The organism is Catalinimonas locisalis (assembly GCF_038039535.1).
Lineage (GTDB): Bacteria > Bacteroidota > Bacteroidia > Cytophagales > Cyclobacteriaceae > Catalinimonas.
Genome location: NZ_JBBPHP010000001.1, coordinates 528,702 through 553,932, shown reverse-complemented (window position 1 = coordinate 553,932; position 25,231 = coordinate 528,702). Strand labels below are relative to the sequence as shown.

Sequence of the window (25,231 nt, the reverse complement as noted above, 5' to 3'; positions counted from 1 at the left end):
TCAATAGATTTATTCAAATTTATAAGCATAAACCAGTCTACCTAAGCCATGCGTACACTTGTCCTTTTTATTTTTTTAGTCTCTTTCAGTTTTTCGCTACAAGCCCAGCAGTGGTATAAAGGCAACCTGCATACCCATTCTTACTGGAGCGATGGGGATGATTTTCCGGAAATGATCATGGAATGGTATAAGTCACGGGGCTATCATTTCATTGGCTTATCCGATCATAATACGCTGGCTGAAGGTGAAAAATGGAAGCTCATCCCTGACTCTTACGCCCACCGGCAGGGCTTTCAGAAGTACCTGGACAAATACGGGGAGGAATGGGTAGAATACAAAAAAGAGAGAAATGACCGTATACGGGTAAAGCTCAAAACCCTGGCTGAATACCGCCCGCTCTTTGAGGAAGAAGGAGAGTTTCTCATCATTCAATCTGAGGAAGTGACCGATGCTTATGAAGACAAAGCTATCCACATGAATGTGACCAATGTGCAGGAGCTGATAGAACCCGAGCATGGCAACAGTGTAACGGAGGTGATGCAGAATAATATCAATGCAGCCAACCGACAACGACAAAGAACTGGAGAGCCTATGTTTCCACACATCAATCATCCCAACTTCGGCTGGGCCATCACGGTTGATGATATGATTCCGCTCACCGGAGAGCGCTTTTTTGAAGTGTACAATGGTCATCCGCTGGTGCACAATTATGGCGACTCTACCCACATGGGGATGGAAAAACTGTGGGATATCCTGATCACCAGCTACATACAGGCCGGCAAGCCCATCATGTACGGGCTGGCTACCGACGATGCCCACAGCTATCATGTGTACAATACTGACCAAAGTAATCCTGGCCGCGGCTGGGTGATGGTAAGAGCAGAAGAACTGACGCCAGAAGCGCTTATTGCTGCTATGGAGCTAGGGGATTTTTACAGCACCACTGGCGTGGAACTAGAGGAGCTTACTTATGGCAATGACTCACTGGCTGTAAAAGTAAAAGAAGAGGGCGGGATCGACTACCGCATACAGTTTTGGGGCACCAAAAAAGGCGGAGCGGAAAGCGCTGGGATCAGTCGTGATGCCATGGGCGTACTACTTAAAGAGGTAGAAGGCTCGGAAGCGCACTACAAACTTCAGGAAGATGAACTTTACGTGCGAGCTAAAATTATTTCTACCAAACCCAAGATCAATCCTTTTCAAGAAGGAGATGTGGAAGAGGCCTGGACCCAGCCGGTGGTGTTTGATTAATCCCGTATCTCTTCCTCCGGCAAAGGAGGTACCCACTTACCATTCAGCATCACCTTTTCTATCTGGTACATGGCTTGGATGTCTTCATAAGGATTTCCTCTCACCAGAATGAGATCAGCTTGTTTGCCTGCTTCTATGCTGCCCAGGCGATCTTCTATGCGGAGGAAGCGGGCATTCTCCATGGTAGCTGCCAGGATCACTTCAGCATTGCTCAAGCCGCTTTCTGCCAACAACTCCATTTCCCTTTGGTATGCCCAGCCAAAATCCGAATAAGGCACGATGGCATGAGAACCCACTACTACCGGGGCTCCTGCCGCCTTGGCTTTGCCTACAAAAGTCATCATCTTTTCAAAACCCTTTGCCTTTATACTATCAGTATTTTCTCCTTCCAGTTGGTACTCAAATATGCCCAGCGTAGGGCTTACTACCGTCTGATTTTCCACAATGAGCTGAATCAATGAGTCAGCTTGGGCGCTGTTAAGATCTATGCTGTTCCATACCTCATATCTTCCGTTTCTCCGAGCGTTGTTGTCTGCCAGTACCGCCTGACGATAGCGCTCTGCTTCCCGATAAGGGATCAGGTCTATGCCAAAAGAAGTGACATGCTCAATACCATCTATGCCTGCATGAATGGCATCCGTAGCTGATGTGATTTCCAGATGAGCTACGGCAGGGATGCCATACGCATTGGCTTCTTCACAAATGGCTTGCATGATTTTAGGAGGAATCCGAAAATACACTTTGATGGCCGAAGCTCCCTGCGCTACAAACTTGGCTATCTGTTCTTTTGCCTCAATCTCATCCCGCACCATAGAAGAGTTTTTGGGATACGCAGGAGGAAACATATCCAGATGCGGCCCAGTAAGGAAGAGACGGGGAATGGGTTCACCGGAAGCTCTTACATTAGCATAACTTTCTATCCAGGCGCCGGGATCTCTGACAGAAGTTACGCCATTGTGCAAAAAATGGGTAGGCAAAGCCTGATTGCCCAGGTGAAAGTGTGCGTCTATTAAACCTGGCATTAATGTTAAGCCATCGGCTTCTACAACTTCAGTGTCCTGAGGAATTTCTATACTACCTGCTTGTCCCACTTTCCATATTTCACTGTTCCTGACAATTACCGTGGCATTCTGCACTGGCTCACCTCCATATCCGTCAATGAGTGTAGCCCCTACAATGGCGATGGTCTGCTCACCGACGGGAATTACATCCTCATTCACTGCCTTGATTTCTATAGTCTTTCCTTTATTGGAAGAACCTGTTTCTTTTTCATCTTCCGCCTGCTGGCTACAGCCAGCTAATAAAAGGACAAGTAAGCTTAGTTTGATAATATGACTCATGGTATTGATAAGTGGTAAATAGGGTGTTATGCATAGAGATCTGCCAGCTTTTCAAAATCTGACAGGCCTAGGAAATTTCTATCTGATGTTCAAAAGGCGTGATGCCTGTGATGTAGACGCACTGGGCTTCCAACTTAGGTAGCGCTCCTCTGAGTTGTGTCCAGCTATGCTCGGCTTTTCCGGGGCCAAAGCGTATTTCGCTATCACCTTCTTTGAGTGTTCCGTAACCTTCTTCCAGCAGGTAAGCCTCTTCTGTATCTTCCACCTTCTTCACACCACTCAGTTTGCTGCCTTTGCGGAAGGCCATTTCCAAGGCTACCGGCACACGGTCGGTACCCGTTATGCTGATGTCCAGCAAAAAGCCTGTACTGGTTTCACGAATCCGAATCTCGGAAAGAAATTTCTGCACTTCGCTCTGAGGGCGTTCATCACGAGGTAGCTTTTCCCAGTCACCATCCGAAGTAGGCAGTTGGTCTTCAGCAAAAGGCTGATAGTAGGGTCCTTCCAGCCACTGACGAAGCACAAATTCATCGCCTTCCCTTTCCAGCGATTCTCCTTCAAACTGCCCCTTGCCAAAAAAAGCAGAGGCCAGTCGTATACCTTCCAGCGCTGCCTTACCTTTGAAGAAAGTAAAAAAGATAGGGTTCTTGGCCAATATGGTTGCATCCCTTTCACCCCGGCGAATGCGTACCAGATCGGAACCAGTGAATACTTTGAGATAATCCGTAGGCAGTGCAGAAGCTTGCGGCAAAGGCTTTTTCAAGTCAATATCCTTCGGACCAGATTCCTCCGAACCGGATTTCTCCGAATGGGATGCTTCTAAAAAATAAGCCAGTGCATTACTGATGGCATCGGTTTCGTTTTCTTCCAGATAAGCTGCCATCGCAGCGAACTGTCCATTCTGCTCATGTAAAGCCATGTATCGGTAGGAATAGTAATAACGCTCCACTGTTCCCCGCTGATATTTATCCTGCCTCCCCGAGCCTTCCGACACCACCTCTCCGTTGGCATGCAGATAGTAAAGTGTCATTTCCAGGTTTTTTCGGACCGGCTCATACAGTTCAGGCTTATCCATCAGGCGGACCACCGTAATCAGACTTTTATTCACAATCGGGCTATAGATCAACGTACTTTGCTCGGTGTACTGCCCATCTTCATCTATGTCTATCTTTTCCTTCAGCCATTCGTCCACTCTATTCACATAAGCCGGATCAGGAAACAGATGATGGATACGTGCCAATGCCATACATACTACCCAGCGATGGTTAGGGGTATGTATCCCCCCTACCGACAAAGCTTTTCCCGCCCTTTGCAGGTAAGTTTTAAGATTTGCCCTGACAGGCTGAGTAGCGGGAGAAGCATCCCGCTCCAAAAGTGTATAGCCCAGGCTTACCGGTTCTACCGTAAAGGCCGTATCAGGTGTAGAGTGAAAATTTGTTGAATGCAGATCAATGGTGCCATCAGGATGCTGGGCTTTGAGCATATACTCACTGGCATGGATCAAGGGTTGAATGAGTGCTTCATCATGATAATATTTGGAACCTTCCGAAACATAGCCACAGCTTAATGTCTGAAAGAAACCGGCAGTTTGCTGAGGGTTGTGGATACCGTAATTGTTTATAACACCTCCGAACCAAAGGTGTGAAGGATCAGTCTCCTGCATTTTCAGATTACGGGCGATGTACTCGTCATAATTTTTGACAAATTTTTTAAGGAGTTCTTCGGTATTGCTGGATAGAGCCGGTAAAAAATTGCTATTGAGTGGATTAGTCCATAGGGGGAGCACACAGGCAGTGCTTCCCATCTGCTGTAAGAACAGTCTTCTTTCCATGAATTAGTTTGTTGTATCCTAGTGTAAGGTTGCAAGCTTTCAAAATAGAGAAAGTCACCCTGACTCGCAAATGAATTAGGGCAACCGTATAGTAGATTGCTCTGTACAAGCTTTTGTTATCATTATACAATCTCCCCAAATCTAATCTGTAGACCCAATCTAAGGGTATTTTGAAGAGGGTGGGTGCGACCAGGCTGCGTCCCAAAGGGAAGTAAATAAGCCAGATCCAGGCTTAAGATTTGATAACGCACACCCAGGCCAGTGGTAAAATATCGTCTGTCTCCTTTATCTTCTGCTTCATGATAGTAGCCTCCTCTCAGCCATACAGTTTCTTTGAATCCATATTCCAGCCCTGTACCTATCATGATTTCGCGTAGCTCCTCAGCAAAACCGCCCGGGGCATCGGCAAAAGAGCCAAAAGTACCACTGAACCAGTTCTTATCAGCCCCTGGTATGTATACTGAATCGGGAGTAGGAACCATGAGCTTTCTTAGGTTGAAAGACCAGCTAAGACTGTGATGATTATAAATCTGTGAACGGAGAGAAGCCCCTATATTGATATTGGCTGGCAAAAATTCTTCGCGATCAAAGTAGCTCATTTTAGGTCCGAGGTTAGCGATATTCGCTCCCACAGCCAACTGACTTTCTTTTTGTAAAATCTTGAAATCTGTCTGGTACAATGCTCCCAAATCTACGGCAAAGCCGGAAGCAGATTGAGGTGCACCTCTCGTTGAGGGAAGGCCGCTGTAATTATTGCCTATGTATTTGGCACTTCCTCCCAAGTTCCACTGCTTATTCAGTTGATGCGCATATGACAGGGAAATTGACAGATCATGCGGATTATCCAAAAATGCTAAAGCACCTGATGGAGCAGCAAGCTGTATACCTCCCAGATCAAAATAGGTGAGTGAAAGTCCCCAGACTCCTTTTTCACTCATTCTCTGGGCAGCAGCAAAATGATAGAGATCCATATTGCTCACTACTTTACGCAGCCAGGGAGTATAAGAGAAGGAGACATTACTTTTTTCTGGAAGCAGAGTCAGCCTGGCAGGGTTCCAGTAAGCGGCATTGGCATCGGTTGAGAGCGCTACTCCCGCCTCACCCAGACCTGCGCTACGGGCATCAGGGGTAATCATTAAGAAAGGTGCGGAAGTAATGGGTAACCTTTCTCCCCCCTGACCAATTATTACTGATGACTGAGAGAAAGAAACATTTGCCAGCACAACAAGAAACAGGGAGATGGGCAAAAAGTGATTTGGTTTTGACATCATAAGAAATTTGGTTTGAGTTCATCAAACACAAACTGTCTATTCATTTCTATCTAAAGAGATATTCACACCTTATTACCCGTGTAAACGCTCAAGGAAACAGATCATTGTAGCGAGAATCAATATAAAACTTCAGGAGGGATTTTAATGAGCAGAAATACAAATAAGTTGTTATTATTCTGCATCTGTTTTAATTTACTGAATATGCCTGATCAGTATGGGCAACGCATACCTACAACAACCTATTATGAAAAATACGAGCAGAAGAAAGTTTATCAAGCAAGCAGGAGCAGCTATATCCACAGCGTTTGTTTTTCCTACCATCATCCCCGCCTCTGCCCTGGGCAAAAATGGCTTTGTCCCCCCCTCCGACAGGATCAACCTGGCATTTATCGGTGCCGGTAATCAGGCAGGAAATGATGTAAGAAGCTTTTTGGAGGATGAAAGGGTACAGATTACCACCATCTGCGATGTAAACAAACAAAGTGCCGGATACTGGGATGGTAAAGTAGCCGGGCGGGAGTTTATCATGAAAATGGTAGACGATGCCTATGGTGAGAAGTACGGTAAAAAATATAAATCATGTCGTGGCTACGAAGATTTTAGAGATGTGATTGGCCGTAAAGATATAGATGCCGTGGAAATTGTTACGCCTGACCACTGGCATGCCATACCTGTACTGATGGCCACTGAAGCCAAAAAAGACATTTACTGTCAGAAACCCCTGGCCCTTACCATAGCCGAAGGCAGAGCCATGAGCGATGCGGTCAAAAAACATGAGGTAGTCTTTCAGACGGGTAGCCAGCAGCGTTCCAACATGCATTTCCGCAGGGTATGTGAACTGGTGAGAAACGGTAAGATTGGAGAGTTGCAAACTACCACCTGCAGCTTGCCTTCCGGCACTCCTGACTTCGGCAAGACAGGGCACCTGACCGAAACTGTGCCTGTACCCAAAGGCTTTGATTATGATATGTGGCTGGGACCAGCGCCAGATGCACCTTACTGTCCGGCCCGCACCCATGTGAATTTTCGCTGGATACTGGACTATTCCGGCGGCATGGTCACGGACTGGGGAGGGCATCATCCTGACATTGCCCAATGGGGCATGAACACCGAATATACCGGCCCTGTGAAGATACAGAATGCAAAAGCTACATGGGCGGATCACCCCATCTGGAATACCGCTACTGAGTTTTATTTTGAATGTATTTATGAAAACGGATTAAAACTGATTGTGACCAGCAGTAATGAAGGTAATGGGGTGAAGTTTAGTGGCACAGAAGGCAGCATATGGGCCAGCCGGGGCGGACATGATGCCGATCCTAAAAGTATTCTTGAGGCAGAGATAGGACCTGAGGAAACACATCTCTACAAAAGCGACAACCATTTTCGTAATTTTATTGACTGTGTATTGTCCAGAGAAGAAACCATCGCTCCCGCAGAAGTAGCGCATCGCTCTATCACCATTGCGCACCTGGGTAACATTGCCATGATGTTGCAGCAGGATCTGGAGTGGGACCCTCAGCAGGAAAGATTTGTGAATAACGAAGAAGCAAACAAAATGCTTTCCAGAAAAATGCGTGAGCCCTGGGATAAGGTATATCAAAAATATATGGTGTAATCACCTTACTCTCCTAAAAAATTTACTTCAAAAAAGAGTGGATTTTCTTTTCAAAATGGAGGTTTGAGTATTCCGCTATGACGGGGGGCTATAAGTCTTGCATAGCCTGTAATACTTCCAGGTACAGGCTAGGTTTGTCCAGATTAACCAGGTCGGCCTCAGACCTGATTACAGCCTCAAATTCCTCTTTGGTATTGCTATCGGCATAAGCCATGATCTGTATGCCTAGAGAGTCGCAGAGCTGAACCATTTCTGGAGTGATCTCCTGTACATTACATTCTATGATGTTGGCATTATGCTCTTTTTTTGCTTCTTTCACCTCTTCTAAAGAATGGGCGTTGATCTTTACTCTTAGTTCAGGAGCCATTGCTCTGAAATCTTCCAGCATACCTTCACTCCAGAACCAAAAAAAGGTATCATCTTCCATATTATACTTACGCACCAGCCTGACCACTTCTTCCAGATCAGCGGTTTTTACATCCAGGTAAACTTTGGCCTTCCTTTTGATCCAGCGTAGGTATTCTTCCAGGCGGGGTACTTTTTCACCGGCATATTCCTCACCAAACCAGCTACCCGCATCCAGTTGGTCAATGTACTCAGAAGTTCTCAGGCGGATAGGCCCCCAGCCATCGGTAGTGCGTCCAAGTCCCAGGTCATGCATGATGTAGTGTACGCCATCCAGGCTGCGATGCACATCTATTTCCACATAGTCTACCCCCAGTGCTATCGCTTTGGCAGCCGCGGCAAAAGTATTCTCAGGGGCCAGATGATTAGCGCCTCTATGCACTACTACTTCTATGGGATGATCTTCGAGCAGGTTAGCAGCAGCTTTTTCCTGCAAAGCATAATTTGGTACATACTCCTCATAAGCAACCTCGGTGGGAGAGCAGGCGAGGGAGGCAAGTAGTAGAAATAATAAGTACTTAAAACTTCTCATGGCTTTATTGAAAGCGTAAAAAAGGTCTGACAAATATGTCAGACCTCAATATAATGTCTTTCAGCGGCTTTAGCTTATTCAAGGGGCCCGCATCCACCCCATCACTTCATCACTTCAAACACTTAGTTGATACGCATATCTCTTGTGTTGATCAGGGCACCGGCTCCTTTAATGGCGGCCTGAGCGCTGGGCACTACTTCTTCAAAATCATCTTCTTCAGCAGCATTTACCTGCGCTATTTCCTTATCCAGCTTTCCAAGATAGGTTCTGTATTTTTCAATATTACCCTCTAATACGCTGGCATCTTCCTGATCTCCCGGCTTTGCTTCCAGGTTTCTGATATGATTTTCCAGTTCTGTCTTATGAAGATTCAGGGTAGACAGAAGTTTCTGTTTTTCTAATCTAAATACATCAGTACTAAGCGCAACCGGCTCACCATCTTCCATATTAGTATTCTCCAGTACTTTTTCTTCCGGATACATAGCAGAGTCTTCGTTATACTCACTTTCAGAAGCAGCTACTGCTTCATCATCTCCTCCCGGAAGGTCCTCTTCCTGCAAGCCATAGGCCTCCGGTTCTTCTCCTTCCTCTCCTACTTTTGGTCCTTTGGGTTGTGGATCACAAGCTGCAAAAAACATAACGCCTGCGACCAGCAAAGAAGAAATAGATAAAAATTTGAATATATTCTCACTTTTCATTGTTACCTCCATTAGTTTAAAAAATTGACGTATACTTGACTATAAAACAAGTAACTCTCCATACTGTTTGGCTTAAGCCAATAATGATTTTGGCTATACTTTTGCTTCGACGGTATACGTTAAGCAACAAGAAGAACTTGAATATGAAACAACATACTCTATTTTTAGCCTGCATTGGCTTTTCTGTGATGCTACTCGGTAGTAGCTTTCAGGTACCCAATATTGAGCTGGTCAAAACCAAAATCACCGAAAATATTCAGATTGGGGTGCCTAAGTCATTCCAGCCGATGACTGAAGACCTGCTGAATCAACGCTACCTGACAGCCCGCAAGCCCATCGCTGCTTATACCAATGATAAGCAGATGATTGACCTGACAGTCAATACTTCTAATACCCGCTGGCAGCCTTCCGACCTGCCCATGCTTAAAGATTTCTACAAAGCCAGCCTGCTGGAACTGTACGATGAGGTGAGTTTTTCTCGCGAAGAGATTGAAGAAATCAACGGAAAGGATTTCGTAGTTTTTGAATTCACTTCCATTGTGAGGCCTGAAGAAAATGCGCTGAATCCCCAACAGCCCGTACGAAAATATACCCGAATACAGTATAGCGTGCATGGCGGTAAGACACTGGTGTTTAACTTCACCTGTCCTCAGGCATTACAACAGCAGTGGGAAGGCACTGCCGGGGAGATTATGCAAAGCATCCAAATTAAGTAAGTGTGGGTATACTGAAACCTGATGACGAGTATTTTATGCAGCAGGCACTTCGTCTGGCCGAACAGGCTTATGAAGAAGGCGAGATTCCTGTGGGGGCGATTGTTGTTTCCAATGAACGCATTATTGCCAAAGCTTATAACCAGACCGAAAGACTTCAGGATGTAACCGCCCACGCTGAGATGCTGGCGCTTACCTCTGCCTTCAACTATTTTGGCGCCAAATACCTGCCCGAATGCACGCTATATGTCACTTTAGAGCCCTGCGTGATGTGTGCCGGAGCGCTGCACTGGGCACAGTTAGGAGCATTGGTTTACGCTGCCCCTGATGAAAAAAAAGGCTTTACGCAATACAACGACCGCATTCTGCACCCACGTACGCAGGTGAGACAAGGCACACTTGCATATGAAAGCACCGATTTAATTCAGACTTTTTTCCGCCGCATGCGGGGTAAGGAAGATTAGTAAAGCGTATAGCCTACGCCAAAACGGATCGCCAGATTGCTGCGCTCAAAGTAATAGTCCGTCATAGCTTCCAGCCGCCAGTTGTCAGTGATCTTGCGGGCATAGCCTACGCCAAAAGCATAGTCTATTTCTTTGCCCAGTAAGGGCCGAAAGCGCAGGAATACCGGATTGATAGGATAAAAACGCATCCCCGGTACAAAGCGCACACTTTCTGTCCATACTTCCAGACCGGCAGTAGCCGCCAGTTGTTCGTAAAGAAAATAGTTGAACTCCAGACCAAACTGTGCTTTATCTACAAACTCAAAGGGATCACGGTTATCTGTTTTGTAAGCATCAAGCTGTGCAGTGAATAAGTATTGGGCGTTAACTTCATGGGCATGTAGCACCACAAAAAATAATGAAAGTAATAAGAGTTTCTTCATAGAGACCGATGGTTTCGGTAAAGGTAATAGCTATTCCTTTTGTTCGTAAAGTTTTTTTAGTTCATTTAACTCATCCCGCATCCTGGCAGCTTCCATAAAATCCAATTCTTTAGCAGCCTTCTCCATATTTTTCTGCGTCTTATTGATCAATTTCTCCAGATCATCTTTGTTCATATACGCCACTACCGGGTCGGCGGCAATGCTGAACTCTTCCGGTCCGGCATACGCTTTTTTGACTGCCTTTTTGGAATCAGCGACACGGGTAGAGAACATAATGGCTTCCTTGGATTTAAGCACTGTTTTAGGCGTAATGCCATGCTCTTCATTATATTCCATCTGCTTACTACGGCGCCGATTGGTTTCGTCAATAGCTACCTGCATAGAGCCGGTAACTCTGTCTGCATACATGATCACCATGCCGTTTTCATTACGTGCGGCCCGGCCAATAGTCTGTATCAAAGAGCGTTCATTTCTCAGGAATCCTTCTTTGTCCGCATCCAGAATCGCTACCAATGAGACTTCCGGTAAATCAAGCCCCTCACGCAGCAGGTTAACGCCTACCAGCACGTCAAACTCACCTAGTCTCAACTGTCGTAATATTTCTACTCTGTCCAAGGATTTTACTTCAGAGTGAATGTAGCGGCTGCGTACGCCTGCTCTTTCCAGAAACTTCTGAAGTTCTTCAGCCATACGTTTGGTCAGTGTAGTCACCAGCACTCTCTCCTGTAATTTTACCCTTTCGTCAATCTCTCCCAGTAAGTCATCAATTTGGTTGAGACTAGGCCGTACTTCTATCACAGGGTCCAAAAGACCGGTAGGGCGTATCACCTGCTCTACTACGATACCTTCAGAAGTGCGCAACTCATACTCGCTGGGCGTAGCGCTTACATAAATCACCTGATTGGTCATGTCTTCAAACTCATTGAAGGTCAACGGGCGATTGTCCAGAGCAGAAGGCAGGCGAAAGCCATAATCTACCAGACTGGTTTTGCGAGCCCGGTCGCCACCCCACATTCCTCTTATCTGGGGGATAGTCACGTGGCTTTCATCTATCATCATCAGATAGTCTTCGGGAAAGTAATCCAGCAGGCAGAAAGGGCGCTGCCCGGGTTGACGTCGGTCAAAGTAGCGAGAGTAGTTCTCAATACCCGAGCAATAGCCCAGTTCCCGGATCATCTCCAGGTCAAATTCCGTACGCTCTTCTATCCGCTTGGCCTCCAGAAAACGCTTTTCGTCTTTAAAATTCTGTATCTGCTCTACGAGGTCATCCTGTATTTCGTAGATGGCTTTCTGTGTGGTGTCCTTTGCTGTCACAAAGAGGTTGGCCGGATAAATGGAAATCAGTCGTTCGTCGGCTATTTTTTTACCACTATGCGGGTCAATGCGGTGGATCGCTTCAATCTCATCTCCCCAGAAATAAATACGATAGGCAAAGTCGGCATAAGCGGCAAAAACATCTACTGTATCACCTTTTACTCTAAAATTACCCCGCTTAAATTCTGCTTCCGTACGGCTGTAAAGGATATCTACCAAAGAATATAAAAGTCTCTGGCGCGACAATACGTCGCCCTCCTGCAAGCGAATCACATTTTTTCCAAACTCATCAGGATTCCCCAGACCATAGATACATGACACTGAAGCCACCACCAGTACATCACGCCTGCCGGAAAGAAGCGCAGAAGTAGCACTCAACCTTAGTTTCTCAATCTCCTCATTGATAGACATGTCTTTTTCTATGTAGAGATTGGTGGTAGGGATATAGGCCTCCGGTTGATAATAATCGTAGTAGGAGATAAAATACTCTACTGCATTTTCCGGAAAAAACTGCTTGAACTCCCCAAAAAGCTGCGCTGCCAAAGTTTTGTTATGACTAATGACCAGCGTAGGACGGTTGAGGTTGGCAACCACATTGGCCATGGTAAAGGTTTTTCCGGAGCCGGTTACTCCCAGCAGGGTCTGTGCTCTTTCTCCACTCTGAATGCCTTCGGTAAGTTGGCGTATGGCTTCCGGCTGATCACCGGTTGCTTCATATTCTGATACGAGTTTAAAATCCATAGTACAATGATCAATGAGTAATGAACAACGAATAATGATGCAATTGTTTAACAAAACGATTTTTACGGATCATTGATCACCGTTTGGTTAATCATTATTCATCAGCCATTATTCCAGATTTCCCAGCTTTTTTCTGCTTGCAGGTGAAGCATTTCCAGGCCATTTTTTACTGAAGCTCCTTTTTCCTCACTTTTCTTCATAAAGAGAGTTACCTCAGGATTGTACACCAGATCGTAGCAGTAATGGGCTGAACTCAACTGCTCATACGCGATATCCGGATAGGTGCCCACATTGGGAGACATGCCCAGTGGCGTAGTATTGATAATAAGCTGAAAGTCTTTCAGATGATGTTTTTCCTTTAACTCCTCATAGCTGATGGCATGCTCAGAAGATTCTCGGGAGATCATCAGAAATTCAATCTCCAGGGCATGGAGAGTGCATTTTACCGCTCTTGAAGCTCCGCCTGTTCCCAGAATAAGCGCTTTTTTGACTTTTGTAGTTCCCAGCCAGTTTTCTAATGACTCTTTGAAACCATAATAATCAGTATTAAAACCGATACGTTTGTTACCCTCAAATTTGATGGTATTGACTGCGCCTACCAATTTAGCGCTTCCATCCAAACTATCCAGGTAACGCATCACCTGTTGCTTGTAAGGAATAGTAACATTCATCCCGCGAATGTTGGGATGTTGCTCAACCACCTGAGGAAACTCCTGTATATCTTCCAGTTCAAAAAGCTCGTAACCAGAGTCTTCAATATGCTCCTGCGCAAACTTATTACTGAAATATTGTTTAGAAAAAGAATGACTTAATCGGTAGCCAATAAGGCCGTACAAATTCTTCATATCTCTAAAAAATAAAAGCGTTACTAATTTTTGTAAACGCTGACTAATCTCTAAAAAATAAAAGTTTTTGACAACTCAGCAGAAAACAGCAGGAAAAAAGATGATCAGGCAGGCTGCTTGGCAATAAAATGCTCTATTTCCTTAAGTTTGATTTTGCCTTCGTAGTAAGCACGTCCGAACACTACCCCATACAAACCCAGATCTCTCAAATGCTCTATGTCTTCCAACCGCTGCACTCCCCCACTGGCGATCAACTTGATACCCGGAAATTTGTCCATCAGGTCGCGATATAGTTCAAAGGACGGACTCTCTATATTTCCTTCTTTGGAAATATCGCTTGTCTTGAGAAACTTAAGACTACGGCTATAAAAATACTCTACATGGTCAAAAAGATTGATGCCTGTATCCTGTTGCCAACCCTGAATGGCTATCTTTCTTCCTTCCCGCGCGCCGGTAAGGGCATCCCCTCCCAAAACGATTTTCTCTCTACCATAGGAAATAATCCAGGAGGCAAATTCCTCCGGATTTTTAACCGCCAGTGTGGCTGCCGTGATACGACGTGCCCCAGACTCAAAAGCTTTGTTGACATCCCCATCCGTATTAATTCCTCCGGCAAAATCCACTTCCAGATTGGTATGACCGGCGATAGCTTCCAATATATGAAAATGTATGGGCTTGCCTTTACGTGTTCCATCCAGGTCTACCAGTTGTAATTTGGTAATGCCATGATCCTCGAACTTTTTAGCCAAATCAATAGGACTTTCTTCATACACCTGCTCACGGGAAAAGTTACCCTGTTGCAAACGTGTAATCTTGTTGTTCAGGATAGAGATTGAGGGGATAATTTGAATTTTCCTTAGTTGCATAACCTTTAAACAGTAACACTTCCAGCAAAAAAATGGAATTGAAATATACTATATAAATTCTTTTTTTATAAAGTATAAACACAATATATTCCTAATTTCTTGGATAGGTTTCAAATATACTGCTAAAAAACTAATAATATAGCAAAGCCAGGCATTAAGAAAAGATGATTTTCCTCCATAAGAATTTTCCACTTCCCCTTCCCAGTCAATCATCTTTGTTTTTCTTCTTTACCTATTTCAGGCGGTTATGCCTACTTAGGATAAATTTCGGAGGTAGTAAGCTTATGGTTTATAAATAAATACTCCATGATTGGTTGCTACATACATAGCTTCTTCCATAGCGCCAGAGAATAAGCCTAGATCCAGGGCAGCATACTGTTTTCCCTGCATCCCAGCATGCTGGATAGTACTCCAGCTCTGACCAAAGTCTGTGGTGGTATAGATAATGATATCTCCTACATCATTTCCGCCATCCGTACCCGCTGCATATACTTTGCTGCCTTCTTCCAGGCTGCCTTGCATATCATGAAAATAGCTGTAATTATCCGGGCTAAGCACAACTTCCCAGTTTTCTCCGGCATCCTCTGAGTAGATGATGCGTCCTTCCATGCCTACCAGTACCTGATCTGAGTTTTGCGGATTGATCACCATAGCGTAGACCGCATTATCACCTTCAGAAGGAACTTGCACTGGCAGCCAGTTTTCACCGCCATCCGTAGACTTAACCATATATGGCGAGAATATACTTGTTTCACCTCCTGCCCAGATTACATCGGGGTTTTCTTCACTTACCCGGATCAGGTCAGCCTGATAGCCTATATTATCCCAGTCAGCAAATACACTGGTCCAGCTTTGGCCACCATCGGTAGATTTAGCCACATTATATGAGCCTCTTCCGAAGATTATATCAGAGTTAATAGGGCTTACATCCAGAGCCTGACAAGTAACAGCACCCTGCTGTCCGCCAAAATCTGATTGTACGGCAGTCCAGTCACTCCCACCGTTATTGGTTTCGTATAAAGTAGCGGAAGGATTACTTTCACTTAGCGCTACACTAGCCAGCAAACGCTCGTTATTTAATATGGCAAAGTCAGTAATCTCCATATCGGACAAGCCAGCAGCTGTCCAGAGGGTATCTTCACTGCCCAGCATTTTTTTAAACATTCCCTGCTGAGTAGCCGCATATACCCAGTCCCCGGAAACTTCTACCTCATTAACACGATAATCACCCAGACCGCTGTATGTCCACGTCTGAGAAGGGATTTGCTCGCTTCCATCTCCAACAGGATCATCATCCTCACATGCAGTAACAAAAAATAATGCTAACACTGCCCAAAAAAGAGTAGTCTTAATATTCATAATTTAAAAAGTTTTGAAGTTAAAAAAATAGAACTACTACACTTAAATTACAGGTAGCAGGCGATAATAGTTCAGAAAAATGCCATACTGATAATACCACTGAGCATCAACAACTTACAGAAGTTACTCAAAAAATTAAACTTCCTTTTGGTATCAGCATACACAAGGCGTACAATAAAGTAACTAATAGGGATGATAAGAATGAGGAAATAAGCGATCAGAGTCTTATTCCCCAACATACCCGACATAAAAAACAGCAAAAAAATGAATAAGGCAGAGAGAAAATACAAAAACAGCTTAGTATAACGTACGCCTAAAAGGATGGGTAATGTTTTGCAGCCGAAAGACTCATCACCCTGCATATCTTCTATATCCTTGATGATTTCTCTCAGTAAAGATATAGCAAAAGCGAAAACAGCATAGGTATATACCAAAAGTTGGTTCTGAGGGAAGTATATTGATACTACCCACACAGCCAGACCGGAAAGACCGGCAATTACCAGATTACCCACCAAGGGAAGGCGCTTGAGCTGATTAGAGTATAACCAGAGTAAAAAGGCAGCGCCAAAATTAACCAACCCAACCTTTGGAGATAAATAAAAACCTATGCCAATACCCACTACGTTAAGCAGGCTGTGGGCAATCATTACGTATCTCCTTTTGATCAGCCTTCCGACGATTACTCTGTTAGGTTTGTTGATGTAGTCAATCTTTACATCATAATAGTCGTTGATCAGATAACCAGCCGCAGCGATGATGGTGGTAGAAAAAATCAGCAGAAAAAGCTCATAGTCTTTTGCATAATCTTTCCAGGTGGAATGTATGTCTGCCAGAAAAATAGCCGTAAAATATTGTGTCAACGCAAGGATAACAAGATTATGCGCCCGGGTCACCTTGGCAAAACCGGTGAGTATAGACTTTCCACGATATGCAATGCTGGCAACCTTCATCTTTATCTATAAAAATACGCTTATTATGGTATTGAATTGTTAACAAAAAAACTTAAAGATTTAATTCATGAAAAATAATTAGCCATTTTCTTTAATAGCTCAAAAGAAACATTATCATAAATCTTATTGTCTTAACATACGGCTAGTTTCACTGGCTAGCTTTTCATACTTACTGAGGCTGTCTTATTAAGTTACATGAATCTTCTTTAACTTCGCATCTGGAAAGAAAATCGTATTATGAATATAGCTAAAGAAAAACTGCATCAATTACTGAGTGAAAAAGTCTTAATCCTGGATGGCGCCATGGGCACCATGATACAGGGCTATCAGCTTGAAGAGGAAGACTTTCGTAATGACGCGCTTAAAGATCACGATAAACCCCTAAAGGGTAACAACGATCTACTTTCTGTCACACGCCCTGATGTAATCAAAGAAATCCATGCTATTTACTTTGAGGCTGGGGCTGATATTGCCGAAACCAACACTTTTAGTTCTACTTCTATTGCCCAGGCTGATTACAGTTTGGAGCACCTGGTATATGAGCTAAATTATCAGTCGGCCAAAATCGCCAAAGAAGTGGCTGAAGAGTTTACTGCCCGGCAGCCGGATAAGCCAAGGTTCGTGGCAGGCTCTTTGGGTCCCACCAATCGTACTGCTTCTCTCTCTCCCGATGTAAATGATCCGGGTTACAGAGCCATTACTTTTGATCAGCTGGTAGAAGCTTACCGTGAGCAGGCTATCGGCCTGATTGATGGCGGAGTTGACCTACTACTCGTAGAGACTGTATTTGATACCCTCAATGCCAAAGCTGCCTTATTTGCCCTCAACTCACTTTTGGAAGAGAAAGGGCTGGAAATCCCTATTATGGTATCCGGTACTATCACCGATGCCAGCGGACGTACGCTATCAGGGCAAACCACCGAAGCATTCTGGAGTTCTGTGATGCACGGAAACCTGTTTAGCATTGGCCTTAATTGTGCGCTGGGCGCAAAAGATTTACTGCCTTATATCAAAGAACTGGACAAACATGCTACCTGCCACGTTTCCGCCCACCCCAATGCTGGTCTTCCCAACGAATTTGGGGAGTATGACCAGACACCTGAGCAGATGGCTGCAGAACTTGAACCTTTTGTAAAAAACGGTCACCTGAATATTCTGGGAGGCTGCTGTGGTACAACTCCTGAGCATATACGCAAGATTGCTGAAATGGCAGCCAAGTATTCGCCGCGGAAGATAAAAAACTCAAGCCTATCAGAAGTTTAAGCTTTTACTGATGCTTGTAATGAATAATGAATGTACCCAATAAAGAGTATGAGTAATAATACAAATATAGAAGATTCACTAGTTGCCAAGGTAATTAAAGACCCAAACATACCGGACATGCGTCTCAGTGGGCTGGAGCCTCTGATTGTAAATGAAACTACCGGCTTTGTAAATGTGGGAGAGAGAACGAATGTAACCGGCTCTCGCAGATTCGCCCGCCTTATTACTGAAGAGAAGTATGAAGAAGCTATTGAAGTAGCCCGCGACCAGGTAGAAGGTGGAGCCCAGGTGATTGATATCAATATGGATGAGGGAATGCTGGATAGTGAAGCCTGCATGGTCAAGTTTATCAATCTTATCTCTGCCGAGCCGGATATCGCCCGGGTACCCCTGATGATAGACTCTTCTAAATGGAATGTGATAGAAGCAGGGCTTAAGTGCGCTCAAGGAAAGAGCATTGTCAACTCTATCAGTTTAAAAGAAGGAGAAGAAAACTTTATCCAACAGGCAAAAAAGATTAAACTATACGGTGCAGCAGTTATTGTCATGGCATTTGATGAAACTGGTCAGGCCGATAATTATGAGCGACGCATAGAGATCGCACAGCGCTCGTACGACGTACTGGTCCACAAAGTCAAATTTCCTCCCCAGGATATCATTTTTGACCTCAATATTTTTCCTGTGGCTACCGGTATGGAGGAGCACCGTCGCAATGCGATAGATTTCTTCCGTGCTACCAAATGGGTAAGAGAAAATCTGCCTGGCGTACATGTAAGTGGAGGAGTAAGTAACGTATCTTTCTCCTTCCGGGGGAATAACCCGGTGCGGGAAGCCATGCACTCTGCTTTCCTTTACCATGGCCGCCGTGCCGGTATGGATATGGGTATTGTAAACCCCAGCATGCTGGAAGTATACGATGACATTCCTAAAGACCTGCTGGAACTGGTGGAGGATGTACTGCTGGACAGAAAGGAAGATTCTACCGAGCGTCTGCTAGATTTTGCCGAACAGATCAAAGACAAAGGCAAAACCAAAAAGAAAGACGATAAAGAATGGCGCAAGCTGCCTCTGGGCAAACGGATGGAACATGCTTTGGTCAAAGGTATTGTTGAGTTTATTGAAGAAGATGTAGAAGAAGCCCGACAGCAATATGACAAGCCCATTGAGGTAATTGAAGGCCCATTAATGGACGGCATGAACGTAGTGGGTGACCTGTTCGGCTCCGGTAAAATGTTTCTTCCCCAGGTAGTAAAAAGCGCCCGGGTGATGAAAAAAGGGGTGGCTTACCTTATTCCTTATATAGAGGAAGAAAAGGAAAAGTCAGGTACTGCCCATGAAGCCAAAGGTAAAGTGCTGATGGCTACTGTGAAAGGTGACGTACATGATATCGGCAAAAACATTGTGAGTGTGGTACTAGGCTGCAACAATTACGATGTTGTGGACATGGGCGTGATGGTTCCGGCAGAAGATATACTCGCCAAAGCCAAAGAAGAGCAGGTGGATGTCATTGGCCTGAGTGGTTTGATTACTCCCTCCCTGGATGAAATGGTGAATGTAGCCGAGATGATGGAGAAAGAAGGGTTTACTATTCCCCTGTTGATCGGTGGGGCTACTACCTCTAAAATTCACACGGCTGTAAAAATAGAACCTAATTACAGTGGTTCGGTCATCCACGTGCTGGATGCTTCTCGCTCTGTACCAGTAGTCAGTAATCTGCTCAACAAAAATGCCCGCGATGCTTATAAGGAACAGATCAGGGAAGAATACCAGCAGATGCGCGACAGGCATTCTAAAAAGAAACAGACTAAGAACTTCGTACCTATTGCAGAAGCCCGGGAAAATAAATTCCAGACAGACTGGTCGTCACGTAAAGTAATCAAGCCCCGTTTTCTGGGGTTCCGTACTTTTGATGATTATTCTCTGGAGGAAATTAGCCACTACATAGACTGGACTCCCTTCTTCATGACCTGGGAGCTGGCCGGAAAATTCCCTAAAATACTGGATGATGAGGTGGTGGGCGAACAGGCGCGTATCCTCTACCGTGATGCGCAGCAGATGCTCAAGAAAGTGATAGATGAGAAATTGCTCACTGCCAAAGCAGTAGTAGGCTTCTTTCCTGCAAATGCTATCGGTGATGATGATACTGAGCTATACGAGTTTGATAATCATGGTAATGAAGATCGTACTAAGGTGCTTACTACCCTACATCACCTGAGACAACAAACAAAAAAGGCTAAAGGCAAAGATTATATGAGCCTGGCTGACTTCGTAGCTCCCAAAGACAGTGGGGTTGAGGATTATGTAGGGGGCTTTGCCGTAACTGCCGGACTGGGTTCTGATGAAATCGCAAAAAAATATGAAGAGGATCATGATGATTATAACTCTATCATGGTCAAAGCGATTGCTGACCGGCTGGCGGAGGCTTTTGCCGAACTGATGCATGAGCGTGTGCGTAAAGAGTTCTGGGCCTATGTACCTGACGAGCAGCTTAACAATGAATCTCTTATTCGTGAGCAGTATCAGGGGATACGTCCTGCACCCGGCTATCCTGCCTGCCCGGACCATACCGAGAAAGATACGCTTTTCAAACTACTGGATGTGACGAAAAACACAGGAATTTACCTAACAGAGAGTTTTGCTATGTTTCCGGCATCTTCGGTAAGCGGTTGGTATTTCTCCCATCCTGAGTCCAAATATTTTGGTATCTCAAAGATTGATAAAGATCAGGTAGAAAATTACGCCAGACGCAAAGGTATGGAGCTTCCTGTTATGGAAAAGTGGCTAAGCTCTACCCTGGGATACGATCCTAAATAATACTATTTGAGATTGTATATTGAAAATTAGAATAAATGTCTTCTCAAGCCTTTGTCTACAACTTACAAGCGGACAAAGGCTTTTTTATTCTAACAAAATTTTTTCTGGAACTCCCTTAAGTTTATTTTGGTAAAAGCCGGGGGTGCATACTTTTGAATAGGCGAAAAAACTATAGGCACTTGACCGGGTCTTACCTGACCAAGTCTCGTAAGACCGGATTAGGTCGGATAATGTGAAAAAATCTTCTGTATGCACCCCTCAGCTACCAACTAATTGTAGATGATCAACGCTTGATGATTCGCGTATAATTAATTAGCTGAAAGTAATGATTGATATTAATCAATTATGTTCATACTTTAAGCATCCCCTACATAAATTAGTATATATTAACTATCAATTTCGACATTGATAACTAGTGAGAAAAATATATTCACTATTTATAACTTACCTATAGTTATGTATTTATCTACAATCTTGTCTTGCAGACCTTTAATCTTTCCTGTACGTTGGCCATGATAACGTCAATAGACTTACTGATTTTTTCTGCCTCTTTATGTATAGGCTGATCTTCTTCTCCTCTTTCCATCTTCTTTCTGGTTTTATACATTTCTTCATAGAAAAGGTCTAGCCCTAACATATCAATCAATACTTTCGCTTTATGCATAGTGGCGCTGATTAGCTGTTGGTCCTTTTCATAAAGGGCTTTGAGATAATTCTCCCGAAAGGTGTCAAGAGAGCGTAAAGCCATTTCATAGAATTTTACGATTTTGTCAGGAGTCTCATGGAAAGGCTCTTCTGCTTTTTTAAAATCAGGACTCAGTATATCCTCCTTAGATTCTCTTTTGCGCTGAACATTTGCCGACTGTCTCTGAAGTCTATTGTTTTCCAGAGAAGTATATTTTGTGATTTTATTGTATAAATCCTGAGGGTTGAAAGGCTTGGTAATTATATCATTGATGTGCTTTGCCCTTTCATCACTGTTGAACTCTGCAGTAGTGTCTGCTGTAAGAGCAATGATGGGAGTGTTGGCGTATACTTCCATCTTTCGGATGGCTTCGGAAGCAGCATACCCATCCATCTCTGGCATGCGTATATCCATAAGGATAATATCGTAATGGTTTTTCCTGGCCAGCGCTACTGCCTCCCGTCCATTGGTAGCTTCGTCAGCGACTGAATTGTTCCACCATTCCTCAAAATATTGTTGTACTACCATGCGGTTGATTGCCACATCTTCTACCAATAAAATTCGTACAGCTATATCATTCCGCAATGTTTCCCCAGCTTCACCATAACTGTCTACTGTCGAGGTAAGCTGTCCTTCCGCTTTTTCTTGTTTGAGTGTAAAAGAAAATACTGAACCTTCTCCTACCTTACTTTCTACTTTTATCTCGCTTCCCTGCATTTCCAGCAGGGCTTTAGTAATGGTAAGTCCCAAACCTGTACCTCCGTAGTGACGGACCGTTGAACTGTCGGCCTGGGTAAATTTGTCAAATATTTTGTCCAGATTTCCTTGAGAGATGCCTATGCCAGTATCTCTAACCGAAAAATGAAGGAACACAACATCTTCTTCTTCCTTCTCCTGCCTTACCTCTACCATCACTTTTCCTCCCTGGGTAAACTTGTTAGCATTGCTTACCAGGTTATTTAGTATCTGGGCCACCTTAACCTGATCACCTTTGACTACCTCAGGTACCTTATCTTCAATATGAGTTTCAAGTTTATTGTTACGCTCTTTTGCATAGATAGAGTGAGCCTGCCGTATACTATAGAGTAAGCTTTTGATATTATATGCCGAAGTCTCAATCTCTACTTTGCCCGCCTCCATTTTGCTGTAATCCAGGATATCGTTGATCAGATTCATGAGATTTTCAGATGAAAACTTTAAAGCTTTAAAATTTTCCAACTGATCCTGGCGAGGGTTTTTCTTTAGTAACAAACTGCTCAGGCCAATGATGGCGTTGAGGGGAGTACGTATCTCGTGGCTCATGGTAGCCAGAAAGTCCTCTTTGGCTCGGGCAGCTTTTTCGGCTTCGTTTTTGGCTTCACTTAAAGCCGCCTGGGTCTCTTTGATCTGAGTGATATCATCAATAAAGCCATACCAGCTGGCAAGTCCATCATCTTTTTTTAGTGCCTTGGAGCTGAGCTTGACCCACCTTACTTCTCCTTTTTTATTACGAATGCGGCACTCAAGACGAAACCCGTCTAATTCGGCTACTGCACGATCTCTTTCTTTTAGATAGTCATCCTTATCTTCTTCATGAATTACTGATAATAGCCCCTCGGGGTTATTTAGTAGTTCTTCCTGTGTAACACCAAACAGATTATAACAGGCTTCGCTGATATACAGGAGGTATAAATTTCCTTCTTTGTTCTTGCTAATTTCGTAGATTACTCCTGGTACATTGTTACTAATATTCTCCAGCTGAAGACTCTTTTCTTTGATCTTTTTTTCAGCTGACATTCTTTCCAATTCTGCCCCCGCCCTTATGCTTAATAAAGTGAGGAGATAATCGGTGTAGGAGTTTTCTTTCCAGGGCTCTTCATCCATCATTACCAATATACCGATAGATTTCTCTGTGAGAGGAGAAGAAATAGGGACTCCTACATAACTTTCTGCACTCCACCGCTGAAGCTTATCATCATGAGGAAACTTTTCTTGTACTTTCTCCATATGATAGCTACTGTTATTATTTGCAACTACCGCACATGGAGTATTCTTAAGCTCATATACAAAGTTTTCTACCAGTACACCGTGTATCCGGAAAGCTAATGTTTTGATAGCTTTTTCATTCTCCTGAAAAACACCAATGTACACATATCCCATCCGAAAAATAGAAGATAACTGCTCAGTAAGGTCTTTGAAAAACTCATCTCCGGTTAGGTTAGCACTACGTTTGGTAATTTCCTGAATTTGTCGTTCCAGCAGTATTTTCTGCGTTATCTCACGGTTAATATTAGCACCCCCTATAATTTCGCCCAACTGATTAGTGATTGGAAATAAAATACCTTCAAAATAATGCTCCGTCTTACCATTATTCCCAGTGGTTTTGAAAGCTTCTAATTCTATTCTTTCCCCTTTAAAGGTTCTTTCAAAATATTGACGAACAATTTTTTGCCTATCAGGAAAGCTCTCCAACTTAGTCATCAGATTATCATTCAGGCGTAGGTCAAGCTTTAAGCGGTTATAGTAGTCTTTTCTGGTGCTATCATTAATAGCTATAATGTTAAAATCCTTATTTATAGCAATTATATTATCCGAGCCCTGATTGATGATATTGCTTAGGGTACTCTGGTTTCGGTCAACAATATCTGCCGCTGTTTTACGATCCGTAATATCTATACCTATACCATTGATACCGCATACTTTACCATCTTTTATCAAGGGTTTGATTTTAAGATCATACCACTTTTTTTCTATCTGAATCTCTACCTGAACTTCCTGTTCTGAATGCAATACCTCTTCTTTAATCTGGTGCAAACGCAGGGTATCTTCCTGAGAAAGGGCTTCAATTTCAAGGTCAGAACGACCGATGATTTCTTCACGGGAAATTTTATTGAAGACATTGTATATCCAGAGGTAGCGTAGTTGCTCATCCTGATGAAAAAGCATTACACTAGAATTCTCCAGAGCAAGATGAAACTTTTCCCGGCTCTTCTCCAGGTCTTCTTTGATCAGGATAAGTTCGGTCTCTTTTTGCTGAAGCAGATCATTGCTGTGAGCAAGTTCAGCATTAGCCGCACTTAACTTTTCATTGGCTGATTGCAGCTCTTCATTAGAAGTTCTAAGCTCCTCATTGGCTGATCGCAATTCTTCATTTAATGACTGAAACTTTTCATCAGTCATTTCCGCTTTTTCTTTTGAGTACTCCTGACCGTTGCTTTTCTCTTTATGCACTGCCGGGTAACGCTCAATGTAGCTTTGAATCTCCTCCCCTATCATTTCAGCTAACAATATCTTATCGTAGCATCCAGCGTTGAGAATTGCCCGGGGCATTCCATCCTGCTGTGCTTCCTGGGGATCTTGTACCAGGATGTAACCCCCGCTTTTTTTGAGTTCTTCCGCTCCTTCTTTACCATCTATGCCCGTGCCTGAAAGCACAACGCCTATACCATAGTCGCCTGAGTTCCGGGCTATTGAGCTAAACAGTGTATTGACAGAGGGTGCAAACTCTACATGATGAGAGGGCTTTGTTAAATGGATAATGTTGTCTTCTATTGCAACATCATATTGTGGGGGAGCAATGTATACTTTTCTCGCTTTGATTGCTACGCCATCTTCTACTTCTGTTACTTCCCATTTTGACGTTTTGCTCAAAACTTCTAACACGTCACCTTTAAAATCCTGGCCAAAATGCTGAGCAATGATTACCGAAAAGCCATAAGATTTATGTGGCAAATTGGCAACAAAGTTTGTTAAAGCATCCAGACCTCCTACAGAAGCACCTATGCCTACTACAAACAATTGTTGGTTTCCTTTGAAAGAACTCATTAAAAATTTGCTCTAATTATATCAGGAAAAAATACCTTTTATTTT

18 protein-coding genes are annotated in these 25,231 nt (G+C 43.8%); 6 read left to right on the top strand and 12 right to left on the bottom strand.

Features of this window, described 5'->3' with window-relative positions:
• Positions 1–48 precede the first annotated feature (48 nt).
• Positions 49–1,251, top strand: a complete 1,203-nt coding sequence (locus tag WJR50_RS02300) for a CehA/McbA family metallohydrolase domain-containing protein (protein ID WP_341291596.1) — start codon at positions 49–51, stop codon at positions 1,249–1,251.
• Here WJR50_RS02300 and WJR50_RS02295 read toward each other — a convergent pair.
• The 3 genes from WJR50_RS02295 to porV form a co-directional block, all read right to left on the bottom strand.
• Entirely contained in the window at positions 1,248–2,591 is a 1,344-nt protein-coding gene (locus tag WJR50_RS02295) for an amidohydrolase family protein (protein WP_341291595.1), read from the bottom strand. The genes WJR50_RS02300 and WJR50_RS02295 overlap by 4 nt on opposite strands.
• Positions 2,592–2,658: 67 nt before the next feature.
• Complete coding sequence (locus tag WJR50_RS02290) at positions 2,659–4,422, bottom strand: hypothetical protein (RefSeq protein WP_341291594.1); 1,764 nt, start codon at positions 4,420–4,422, stop codon at positions 2,659–2,661.
• Positions 4,423–4,544: 122 nt separating this feature from the next.
• Complete coding sequence (gene porV / locus WJR50_RS02285; protein ID WP_341291593.1) at positions 4,545–5,693, bottom strand: type IX secretion system outer membrane channel protein PorV; 1,149 nt, start codon at positions 5,691–5,693, stop codon at positions 4,545–4,547.
• A gap of 244 nt (positions 5,694–5,937) precedes the next feature.
• Here porV and WJR50_RS02280 point away from each other — a divergent pair, with 244 nt between their 5' ends.
• Positions 5,938–7,311 carry a Gfo/Idh/MocA family protein gene (locus WJR50_RS02280; RefSeq protein ID WP_341291592.1) on the top strand — a complete coding sequence of 458 codons (1,374 nt, stop codon included), beginning with the start codon at positions 5,938–5,940 and terminating at the stop codon, positions 7,309–7,311.
• 88 nt (positions 7,312–7,399) lie between these two features.
• Here the strand turns inward: WJR50_RS02280 and WJR50_RS02275 are convergent, their stop codons facing one another.
• Positions 7,400–8,248 (bottom strand): glycerophosphodiester phosphodiesterase family protein, encoded by an 849-nt coding sequence (locus WJR50_RS02275; protein ID WP_341291591.1) that lies wholly within the window; start codon positions 8,246–8,248, stop codon positions 7,400–7,402.
• 122 nt (positions 8,249–8,370) lie between these two features.
• Positions 8,371–8,958 carry a hypothetical protein gene (locus WJR50_RS02270; protein ID WP_341291590.1) on the bottom strand — a complete coding sequence of 196 codons (588 nt, stop codon included), beginning with the start codon at positions 8,956–8,958 and terminating at the stop codon, positions 8,371–8,373.
• Between the two features lie 131 nt (positions 8,959–9,089).
• Between WJR50_RS02270 and WJR50_RS02265 the strand changes: the two genes are divergently transcribed.
• Positions 9,090–9,662 carry a hypothetical protein gene (locus tag WJR50_RS02265; RefSeq protein ID WP_341291589.1) on the top strand — a complete coding sequence of 191 codons (573 nt, stop codon included), beginning with the start codon at positions 9,090–9,092 and terminating at the stop codon, positions 9,660–9,662.
• Positions 9,663–9,664: 2 nt separating this feature from the next.
• Positions 9,665–10,123 (top strand): nucleoside deaminase, encoded by a 459-nt coding sequence (locus WJR50_RS02260; RefSeq protein ID WP_341291588.1) that lies wholly within the window; start codon positions 9,665–9,667, stop codon positions 10,121–10,123.
• Here WJR50_RS02260 and WJR50_RS02255 read toward each other — a convergent pair.
• The 6 genes from WJR50_RS02255 to WJR50_RS02230 all read right to left on the bottom strand — a co-directional run bounded on the left by WJR50_RS02255 (position 10,120) and on the right by WJR50_RS02230 (position 16,620).
• Complete coding sequence (locus tag WJR50_RS02255; protein ID WP_341291587.1) at positions 10,120–10,545, bottom strand: hypothetical protein; 426 nt, start codon at positions 10,543–10,545, stop codon at positions 10,120–10,122. The genes WJR50_RS02260 and WJR50_RS02255 overlap by 4 nt on opposite strands.
• Before the next feature lie 30 nt (positions 10,546–10,575).
• Positions 10,576–12,600, bottom strand: coding sequence for an excinuclease ABC subunit UvrB (gene uvrB, locus WJR50_RS02250; protein WP_341291586.1), 2,025 nt, complete (start codon positions 12,598–12,600; stop codon positions 10,576–10,578).
• A 101-nt stretch (positions 12,601–12,701) separates the two neighbouring features.
• The gene (locus tag WJR50_RS02245; protein ID WP_341291585.1) at positions 12,702–13,445 is read right to left on the bottom strand and encodes a shikimate dehydrogenase family protein; all 744 of its coding nucleotides are present in this window, start codon (positions 13,443–13,445) and stop codon (positions 12,702–12,704) included.
• Positions 13,446–13,549: 104 nt separating this feature from the next.
• Positions 13,550–14,311, bottom strand: a complete 762-nt coding sequence (locus WJR50_RS02240) for a 1-(5-phosphoribosyl)-5-[(5-phosphoribosylamino)methylideneamino]imidazole-4-carboxamide isomerase (RefSeq protein WP_341291584.1) — start codon at positions 14,309–14,311, stop codon at positions 13,550–13,552.
• Positions 14,312–14,593: 282 nt separating this feature from the next.
• Positions 14,594–15,670: a WD40/YVTN/BNR-like repeat-containing protein gene (locus WJR50_RS02235; RefSeq protein ID WP_341291583.1), complete on the bottom strand. Its 1,077-nt coding sequence runs from the start codon at positions 15,668–15,670 to the stop codon at positions 14,594–14,596.
• Between the two features lie 71 nt (positions 15,671–15,741).
• Positions 15,742–16,620, bottom strand: a complete 879-nt coding sequence (locus tag WJR50_RS02230) for a geranylgeranylglycerol-phosphate geranylgeranyltransferase (RefSeq protein WP_341291582.1) — start codon at positions 16,618–16,620, stop codon at positions 15,742–15,744.
• Between the two features lie 237 nt (positions 16,621–16,857).
• Between WJR50_RS02230 and WJR50_RS02225 the strand changes: the two genes are divergently transcribed.
• Together WJR50_RS02225 and metH are read left to right on the top strand one after the other, a co-directional pair.
• Complete coding sequence (locus tag WJR50_RS02225; RefSeq protein WP_341291581.1) at positions 16,858–17,883, top strand: homocysteine S-methyltransferase family protein; 1,026 nt, start codon at positions 16,858–16,860, stop codon at positions 17,881–17,883.
• 48 nt (positions 17,884–17,931) lie between these two features.
• Positions 17,932–20,697, top strand: a complete 2,766-nt coding sequence (gene metH / locus WJR50_RS02220; protein WP_341291580.1) for a methionine synthase — start codon at positions 17,932–17,934, stop codon at positions 20,695–20,697.
• A gap of 466 nt (positions 20,698–21,163) precedes the next feature.
• On the opposite strand, the gene WJR50_RS02215 is transcribed toward metH, so the two are convergent.
• On the bottom strand, positions 21,164–25,186 hold the full coding sequence (locus tag WJR50_RS02215) for a chemotaxis protein CheB (RefSeq protein ID WP_341291579.1): 4,023 nt from the start codon (positions 25,184–25,186) through the stop codon (positions 21,164–21,166).
• Between the last annotated feature and the right edge of the window lie 45 nt (positions 25,187–25,231).